7 protein-coding genes are annotated in these 7,965 nt (G+C 73.7%); 4 read left to right on the top strand and 3 right to left on the bottom strand.

What is annotated here, in order from left to right:
* Positions 1-439: 439 nt before the first annotated feature.
* Positions 440-1,855, bottom strand: a complete 1,416-nt coding sequence (gene nhaA, locus CCE02nite_RS19470; protein WP_255318992.1) for a Na+/H+ antiporter NhaA — start codon at positions 1,853-1,855, stop codon at positions 440-442.
* 420 nt (positions 1,856-2,275) lie between these two features.
* On the opposite strand from nhaA, the gene CCE02nite_RS19465 reads away from it, so the two are divergent.
* The 4 genes from CCE02nite_RS19465 (at position 2,276) to CCE02nite_RS19450 (ending at position 6,144) form a co-directional block, all read left to right on the top strand.
* A complete protein-coding gene (locus CCE02nite_RS19465) occupies positions 2,276-2,755 on the top strand; it encodes a nucleoside deaminase (protein ID WP_141391245.1) in 480 nt (159 codons plus the stop codon).
* 68 nt (positions 2,756-2,823) lie between these two features.
* Positions 2,824-4,299 carry an NCS2 family permease gene (locus CCE02nite_RS19460; protein WP_141391249.1) on the top strand — a complete coding sequence of 492 codons (1,476 nt, stop codon included), beginning with the start codon at positions 2,824-2,826 and terminating at the stop codon, positions 4,297-4,299.
* Positions 4,300-4,384: 85 nt separating this feature from the next.
* On the top strand, positions 4,385-5,680 hold the full coding sequence (locus CCE02nite_RS19455; RefSeq protein WP_141391244.1) for a molybdopterin molybdotransferase MoeA: 1,296 nt from the start codon (positions 4,385-4,387) through the stop codon (positions 5,678-5,680).
* A 74-nt stretch (positions 5,681-5,754) separates the two neighbouring features.
* Complete coding sequence (locus CCE02nite_RS19450; RefSeq protein ID WP_255318993.1) at positions 5,755-6,144, top strand: molybdenum cofactor biosynthesis protein MoaE; 390 nt, start codon at positions 5,755-5,757, stop codon at positions 6,142-6,144.
* A 184-nt stretch (positions 6,145-6,328) separates the two neighbouring features.
* Here the strand turns inward: CCE02nite_RS19450 and CCE02nite_RS19445 are convergent, their stop codons facing one another.
* Both CCE02nite_RS19445 and moaA read right to left on the bottom strand, forming a co-directional pair.
* A complete protein-coding gene (locus CCE02nite_RS19445; protein WP_141391243.1) occupies positions 6,329-6,601 on the bottom strand; it encodes a DUF456 domain-containing protein in 273 nt (90 codons plus the stop codon).
* Positions 6,602-6,695: 94 nt separating this feature from the next.
* Positions 6,696-7,802 carry a GTP 3',8-cyclase MoaA gene (gene moaA / locus CCE02nite_RS19440; protein ID WP_141391242.1) on the bottom strand — a complete coding sequence of 369 codons (1,107 nt, stop codon included), beginning with the start codon at positions 7,800-7,802 and terminating at the stop codon, positions 6,696-6,698.
* Positions 7,803-7,965: the final 163 nt, after the last annotated feature.

Raw genomic sequence — 7,965 nt, 5'->3', positions numbered from 1 at the left:
CGTTCCTCGCGGCTCCCGCCAGGCCCGCCACGACGCGGCACCACCACCCACCCCGCCCGACGTCGTCTCACCCTGGTCTGCCCTCACGTCGGGCGACCGCCCGCCGGGTGGGCTACGGCCCGGGCCGCGCGACCCGCCGGGTCGCGCGACCGCCGGGTCCCCCCGCCGCGGACCCAACCACGGCTCTACCTCGCGGGACCACGGCTCTACTTCGCGGGACCACGGCTCTACCTCGCGGGACCACGGCTCTACCTCGCCCGGCCACGGTTCTATCTCGCCCGGCCACGGTTCTATCTCGCCCGGCCACGGTTCTATCTCGCCCGGCCACGGTTCTATCTCGCCCGACCAGGGGTCTGCTTCCGTCCACCGGGGTTCTCTCTCGGCCCACCAGGGTTCTGCCTCGTGTGACCGGGGTTCTCCCTCGGCGGGGGTGGGGTGCTCAGGTGGTCGCGGGTGGGTGCCAGGGGAGGGGTGGGAGCTCGGGCGGGGGGCCGTCGGCGCCGGGGGAGCACAGGGGCCAGCGCTCGCCGACGAACCGTAGCGCGAGGGAGCCGAGCACGGCGGCGACGAGCGAGCCGGCGAGGATGCCGATCTTGGCCTGCTCGATCAGCGCCTCGTCGTCGAACGCGAGCTCGGCGATGAAGAGCGAGATGGTGAAGCCGATGCCGGCGAGGATCGCCCCGCCGAGCAGGTGGGAGTAGCGCACGCGGCCGGGGAGGTCGCCGAGGCCGAGACGCAGGGCGAGCGTCGCGGCGCCGAAGATGCCCACGGCGTTGCCGACGACGAGCGCGACGGCGACGCCGATCGTCACGGGGGACGTCGCCGCGGTCCGGAGCGACTCGGCGTCGAGCTGCACGCCCGCGTTGGCGAGGCCGAACACGGGCACGACGACGTACGCGCTCCACGGGTGCAGCACGCGCTGGAGACGTTCGCTCGTGGGCACCGCCGCGCGCGCTGCGAGCTCGGTGAGGTGCTCGCGCTCCGCCGTCGTCTCCTGGGCGAGGCGCTTGGCGTACTTGGGCACGACGGCGACGTCCACGGGCCGTGACGAGCGCGACGGGACGAGCAGACCCACGAGGACTCCGGCGAGCGTGGCATGGACGCCGGACGCGTAGACCGCGCCCCACAGGGCGATCCCCGCGAGCGCGTAGGGGGTGAGCCGCCAGACCCCGAGCCAGCGCAGCGCGAGGATGACGACGACGAGCACGGCGGCCACGAGCAGCCCGGGGAGCCAGAGGTCGTCGGTGTAGAAGAGCGCCATGACGGTGATGGCGCCGATGTCGTCGACGACGGCCAGGGTGAGGAGGAAGAGCCGGAGCTGGTCCGGGCAGCGCGGTCCGAACAGGGCGAGGATCCCCACGAGGAACGCCGTGTCGGTCGACATGACGATGCCCCAGCCGTGCTGCGCGGGAGACCCGGCGTTGAACGCGACGTAGATGAGGGCGGGGACGGCGAGCCCGCCGAGCGCCCCGAGCGCGGGCACGGCGACGGTCCGCCGGTTGCGCAGCTCGCCGCTCGTCACCTCGCGGTTGATCTCGAGCCCGATGACGAGGAAGAAGACGGCCATCGCGGCGTCGTTGACCCAGTGGTGCAGGTCCATCTCGAACGACCACGGCCCGAGGTGCCATCCCGCCGTCGCGGACCACAGGTCGTCGTACGCGCCGGACCAGGCGGAGTTCGCCCAGACGAGCGCGACGACGGTCGCGACGAGCAGCAGCACCGCGCCGCCGGCCTCGGTCGCGAGGAACGAGCGCAGGGAGGGGGCGACGGGACGGAGCTGGAAGCGCAGCGGCGGGCCCGGCCGGGCAGGGACGCGGACGATCGGGAACGACGACGGCGGAGCGGGTTCGGTCACGGGGCCTCCGGGTGGTCGGGGACGGGCGACGCCCCCGGCGTCGGACCTTCGGGCGGTACCTGCGGTCCGACCGTGGGCCGGACCTGCGCTGGGACAACTCTTCCGGCCGGCAGTTCCTTCCGCAACGGGCCGGGGGATCTGATACCTCCGCACTGCTGTCCACATTGTGGAAAAGTTCTTCCGAAACTCTTGTGTCGTCGGTCACGCGCTGCTAGCGTCGTGCGTGCCAACGGCGGGCCCGGGCCGAGCGACACGCTCGGTGGTCGACGCGATCGATCCGACACCGGCAGCTACCAACCAGGCGGAAGTGGACAACTCGCCTGCAGCGGCCCGCCGGCCGTCTCCTCCCGGCTCATCGACGAGCCGGACAGCCGGAGACGGCGCCACCCGGCGTCGCTGCCCGAACCGTGGAGACTCACCATGGACACTCTTGTCGTGGACGCAGCACACCTGGACCGAGCCGTCGCCCTCGCGGTCGACAGCGTCGCGCACGCCGGAGGACCCTTCGGCGCCGTGATCGTCACCGCCGACGGGCAGGTGTTCGAGGGCAACAACCGGGTCACGCAGGACAACGACCCCACCGCGCACGCCGAGGTCACCGCGATCCGGCGCGCGTGCGCCGCGCTCGGCACCTTCGACCTCACGGGCGCCACGCTCTACTCGAGCTGCGAGCCGTGCCCCATGTGCCTCGCCTCCGCCCTCTGGGCGCGCGTGCAGACCGTGTACTTCGCCGCCGACCGGCACGACGCCGCGAGCGCCGGGTTCGACGACGCGGAGTTCTACGACTTCTTCGCCGCCGACCCCGCGGACCGGAGCATGCAGGTCGTGCACGAGCGCACCGCCGACGCGACCGCGCCGTTCGACGCCTGGCGCGTCCTCGAGTCCCGGATCGAGTACTGACCGGCCGCCGCGCCGATCAGCACCGCGATCTCGCACCGAAAGGACACAAGGACGTGACCCTCCTCGGCATGCGGCGGGAGACCGCCGAGAACGACGACGCACGCGGCACCGGCCCGGCCACCGGCCGGCTCGACCGCTTCTTCCGGATCACCGAGCGCGGCTCGACCACGGGGCGCGAGCTCCGCGGCGGGCTGGTGACCTTCTTCGCGATGGCGTACATCGTCATCCTCAACCCCCTCATCCTCGGCGGGACGAGTGCCGAGAACGCGCCCGTCGACGTCGCGGGCGGGTGGCTCCAGACGGCGCAGGTCGGCGCGATGACCGGCCTCGCCGCCGGCGGCCTGACCATCCTGTTCGGGCTCGTCGCGAACCTCCCGTTCGCGCTCGCGGCCGGGCTCGGCATCAACTCGTTCCTCGCCGTCGCCGTCATCGGCGACGTCACGTGGCCCGAGGCGATGGGGCTCGTGCTCGTCAACGGCCTGCTCATCGTGCTGCTCGCCGTGACGGGCGCGCGGTCGGCGATCTTCAACGCCGTCCCGCGCCAGCTCAAGGCCGCGATCACGGTCGGCATCGGTCTGTTCATCGCGTTCATCGGGTTCGTCGACGCGGGGTTCGTCACGCGCACCCCGGGCGGGCCGCCGGTGCAGCTCGGCGACGGCGGGTCCATCACCTCTGTCCCGACGCTCGTCTTCGTCGTCGGGCTGCTCACCATGGGCGTCCTCGTGGCGCGCAAGGTCAAGGGCGGGCTGCTCATCGGGCTCGTCGCGACGACCGTCGTCGCGATCGTCGCCGAGGCCGTGCTGCAGCTCGGTCCCGCGTCCGACGACAACCCCGGCGGCTGGCACCTCACCGTCCCGACGCTGCCGAGCTCCCTCGTCTCCGTCCCGGACCTCAGCCTGTTCGGGCAGCTCTCGTTCGGCGCGTTCGACCGGATCGGGGCGCTCGCCGCGACGATGCTCGTGTTCACGCTGTTCTTCACGAACTTCTTCGACGCGATGGGCACGATGACCGGGCTCGCCAAGCAGGGCGGCCTCGCCGACGCAGACGGCAACTTCCCGCGCATCAAGTCGGCGCTCGTGGTCGAAGGCGTGGGCGCGGTCGTGGGCGGCGCGACGTCGTCGTCGTCGAACACGGTGTTCGTCGACTCGGCGGCGGGCGTGGGCGAGGGCGCGCGGACGGGCCTCGCGTCGGTCGTCACCGGCGGGTTGTTCCTCGTCGCGATGTTCCTCACGCCGCTCACGGCGGTCGTGCCGATCGAGGTCGCGAGCGCGGTGCTCGTCGTCGTGGGGGCGATGATGATGGGCCAGATCAAGGAGATCGACCTCACCGACTTCACGGTCACGCTGCCGGTCTTCCTCACGATCGTGACGATGCCGCTCACGTACTCGATCGCGAACGGTATCGGCATCGGGTTCGTCACGTGGGTCCTGCTGCGGTCCGCGTGCGGCAAGGCACGCGACGTCCACCCGCTCCTGTGGGTGGTCGCGGCCGGGTTCGTCGTCTACTTCGTCCGCGGTCCCCTGACCGCGGTCGTGGGAGGCTGAGCCTCGACATCGACCGCACGGCCGACGGGTCGCCCGCTCCTCCGGGTGGCCCGTCGGCGTGCACGGCACCGTGGGAGGACGTGGCATGGCCGGGACAGCTCGTGTGAGCGTCGACGAGCACCGCGCGGACGTCGCGGCGCTCCTCGCTCCCCTCGTCGAGGCGGCCCGACGGCGCACCCGCACCGAGGACGTGCTCCTCGCCGACGCGCTCGGCCGGGTCCTCGCGGGCGACCTCGTCGCGCCCGTCGCGGTCCCGCTGTTCCGCAACTCCCAGATGGACGGGTACGCCGTCCGGGCCTCGGACGTCGCCGGAGCGAGCGCGGAAGCCCCCGTCCGGCTCGACGTCGCGGCCGAGATCCCGGCGGCGCCGGGCGTCCCGCCACGGCTCGCGCCGGGCACCGCGGCCCGCATCATGACCGGCGCGCCCGTCCCCGAGGGCGCGGACGCCGTCGTCCCCGTCGAGGACACCGTCGGAGGGACGTTCGCCGGCACGCCCCGACCCGACGCTGCGGGACCCGCCGGGGACGCCCCGGCCGCTCCCGGCGCGAGCCAGGCCGTCGAGGTCCGGGTGCCGCGGTCGGCCGGGGACTTCGTCCGCGAGGCGGGCTCCGACGTCCGGCCCGGGGACGCGCTCCTGCCCGACGGCACCGTCCTCGCGCCGCACCACCTCGCCGCCGCGGCGGCGTGCGGGGTGGGGAGCGTGCGCGCGGTCACCCGGCCGCGCGTCGCCGTCCTGTCGACGGGGTCCGAGCTCGTCGGGCCGGGGGAGACGCCGGGGCCGGGGCAGGTCTTCGACGCCAACGCCGACGCGCTGGGCGCGGCCGTCCGGCGCGCGGGCGGCGAGGTCGTGCTCACCGCCCGGTGCGGCGACGATGCCGCGCGGTTCGCCGCCGTGCTCGCCGAGGCGACCGCGGTCGCGGACCTCGTCGTGACGTCGGGCGGCGTGTCGCAGGGCGCGTACGAGGTGGTCAAGGACGTGCTCGGAGGGACCGGCGTGACGTTCCGGTCGGTCGCGATGCAGCCGGGCGGGCCGCAGGGGTTCGGCACCGTGCACGGGACGCCCGTGCTCACGTTCCCGGGCAACCCGGTGAGCGCCCAGGTGTCGTTCGCGATGTTCCTGCGCGAGCCGCTCGAGCGCGCGGCCGGGCTGCCCGCCGTCGAACGGGTCCGCACGGCGGTGCTCGCCGCCGCGCTCACGTCGCCCGCGGGCAAGCGTCAGCTCCTGCGCGGTGCGACCGGCCCCGGCGGCACGGTGCGCGTCGTCGGGGGATCGGGGTCGCACCTCGTCGCGTCGATGGCGCGCGCGGACGTGCTCGTGGACGTCCCCGCCGACGTGGAAGAGTGGGACGCCGGGACCGAGGTGGAGGTACGAGAGCTGTGAGCGAGACGCAGGGCGAGTCCGCAGGCGCTGCCCAGGGTACGGCGGCCGAGGACGTGAGCCGCGTGACGACCGACGTGCTCGACGACGCCGTGTCGCGCGCGGTCGAGGACGCGGTCGCGAGCCCGGAGTGCGGCGCCGTCGTGACGTTCCGCGGGGTCGTGCGTGACGTCGACGGCGGCCGGGGAGTCACTCGGCTCGACTACGAGGCGCACCCCGACGCCACCGCGGTGATCCGGCGGTGCGTGGCCGGCGTGGCGGCAGAGACGGGGCTGCGGGTCGCCGCCGTCCACCGGTACGGGACCCTGGGGATCGGCGACGTCGCGCTCGTGGCGGCGGCCGCTGCGGGTCACCGCCGCGAGGCGTTCGAGGCGTGCTCGCTCCTCGTCGAGCGCATCAAGGCCGAGGTGCCGATCTGGAAGCGGCAGCACTTCGACGACGGCGTCTCGGAGTGGGTCGGGCTGTAGCCGCACGCATCACCGGGCTGCGGCGAACGACGAGAGGCGAGAAGTGGCCCCCGGCCACGGCCGGGGAGGGGCCACTTCTCGCCTCTCGTGCGTCTGGCTGCGGGATCCGCCGGGCGACGACGATGTCGGGCGGGACGCTCCCGGTCGCGCGCTCGTCACGCGGGTCCGGGACGCGACGGTCGGGTCAGCGCGCGGACGGGCGGTTGTCGAGCAGCATGCCGATGCCGAGGCCGACGGCGGTGCCGAGGACGAGGCCGAACCAGCTCAGCACGACGGTCCCGACAACTGCGCCGATCGCCGCGCCCAGGACGCTCTTGGTCCCGGCCTTCCAGGTCCCGGACCGCTCGTCGGTGCGGTAGATCGGGAGCGCCGAGGTGCTGTTGTCCGTCGTCGTCGTGGGCGCGTCGGAGGGGGAGGTCGCCGGGCGGTCGGTGGGTGCAGGGGAGATCGTCGTCACGGCATCCATGGTAGGAAGGTGCCTCCCTCGTGACCTGGGCAGACGCGTCGTGGTGACCGGCTTCACCCTATGATCTGCGCCACCGTCGCGACGCTCAGCCGCCGATCGCTCCCATGCTGCGCGACGTCGGCGCGAACGCGTCGGCGGCGAGCGTGGGAGTGTCGCTGCCGTGCGCGAGCGGCTTGCGCCACATCGCGCCCTGCCATGCGCGGGCGAGGGCGTCGTCGCGCTCGTCCTCGGGGAGGTCCGCGGAGCGCAGGATCGCGCGCAGGTCGGTCTCGTCGTCGCCGAACAGGCACGAGCGCACCGTGCCCTCGGCGGTGAGGCGCGTGCGGTCGCACGCGCCGCAGAACGACCGCGTGACGGACGCGATGATCCCGACGGTCTGGGGTCCGCCGTCGACGAGCCACTCCTCGGCGGGTGCGGACGGGTCGTCGCGGCCGACCTCGAGCAGGTCGAAGCGGGTGCCGAGCACGGCGAGGAGGTCCGTCGCGGAGACGAGGTCGTCCCGCGTCCAGTGCCCGTCGGCGTCGAGCGGCATCTGCTCGATGAAGCGCAGGTGGCACCCGTGGTCCACCGCCCAGGCGAGCAGGTCGGCCGCGCCCGCCAGCGTCTCGGGCATGAGCACCGCGTTGAGCTTGACCGGCGCGAGCCCGGCGGCGAGCGCGGCACGGATGCCGGCGAGCACGTCGGGCAGCCGGTCGCGGCGCGTGAGGCGCGCGAAGTCGGCCCGGTCGACGGAGTCGAGCGAGATGTTGACGCGGTCGAGGCCGGCGGCGACGAGCTCGTGGACGCGCTTGTCCAGCCCGATCGCGTTGGTCGTCAGCGAGAGCGACACATCCGGCGCCGCCGCGCGCGCGGCGCGCAGAATGTCCACGAGGTCGCGGCGCATGAGCGGCTCCCCGCCCGTGAACCGGACGTCGGTGATGCCGAGGCGGTCGACCGCGACGCGCACGACCCGGCCGATCTCGTCGGGCGTGAGGAGATCCTCGCGCGGGATCGCGGGCAGCCCTTCGGCAGGCATGCAGTAGGTGCAGCGCAGCGAGCACTTCTCGGTGATCGAGATGCGCAGGTCGCGCGCCACGCGACCGTAGCGGTCGACGAGCGCCTCGGTCGCGGGGCGACCGGGGTCGAGGTCCGGCGAGGCGTCGGAGGGCGCGCCCGACCGGAGCCTGGGTATCCCGAGCGAGACCGCGGTCATGGCCCGATCGTAGACGTTCCCGGCGTCGGACCCGTGACCGGGGCGTCCGCGCGTGCTAGCGTGGAGTCCGTCGAATGGAATTCAACTTCCATTCAGCGGAACAATCTTCTCGCTGGAGAAGAACAGTCCAAGGGCGGATTCAAGCCCTGTGTTTCCGGCGCGT

It is taken from the genome of Cellulosimicrobium cellulans (assembly GCF_006539945.1).
Lineage (GTDB): Bacteria > Actinomycetota > Actinomycetes > Actinomycetales > Cellulomonadaceae > Cellulosimicrobium > Cellulosimicrobium cellulans.
Note: the sequence above shows the minus strand (reverse complement) of the source record. Positions and strands in the feature narration are given on the sequence as shown.

What these genes read in the sequence shown, in the direction of transcription:
- CCE02nite_RS19455 (WP_141391244.1), top strand. Translation starts at nt 4,385, where the DNA reads ATGGCCGGGACAGCTCGTGTGAGCGTCGACGAGCACCGCGCGGACGTC.
- CCE02nite_RS19465 (WP_141391245.1), top strand. Translation starts at nt 2,276, where the DNA reads ATGGACACTCTTGTCGTGGACGCAGCACACCTGGACCGAGCCGTCGCC.
- moaA (WP_141391242.1), bottom strand. Translation starts at nt 7,802, where the DNA reads ATGACCGCGGTCTCGCTCGGGATACCCAGGCTCCGGTCGGGCGCGCCC.
- CCE02nite_RS19460 (WP_141391249.1), top strand. Translation starts at nt 2,824, where the DNA reads ATGCGGCGGGAGACCGCCGAGAACGACGACGCACGCGGCACCGGCCCG.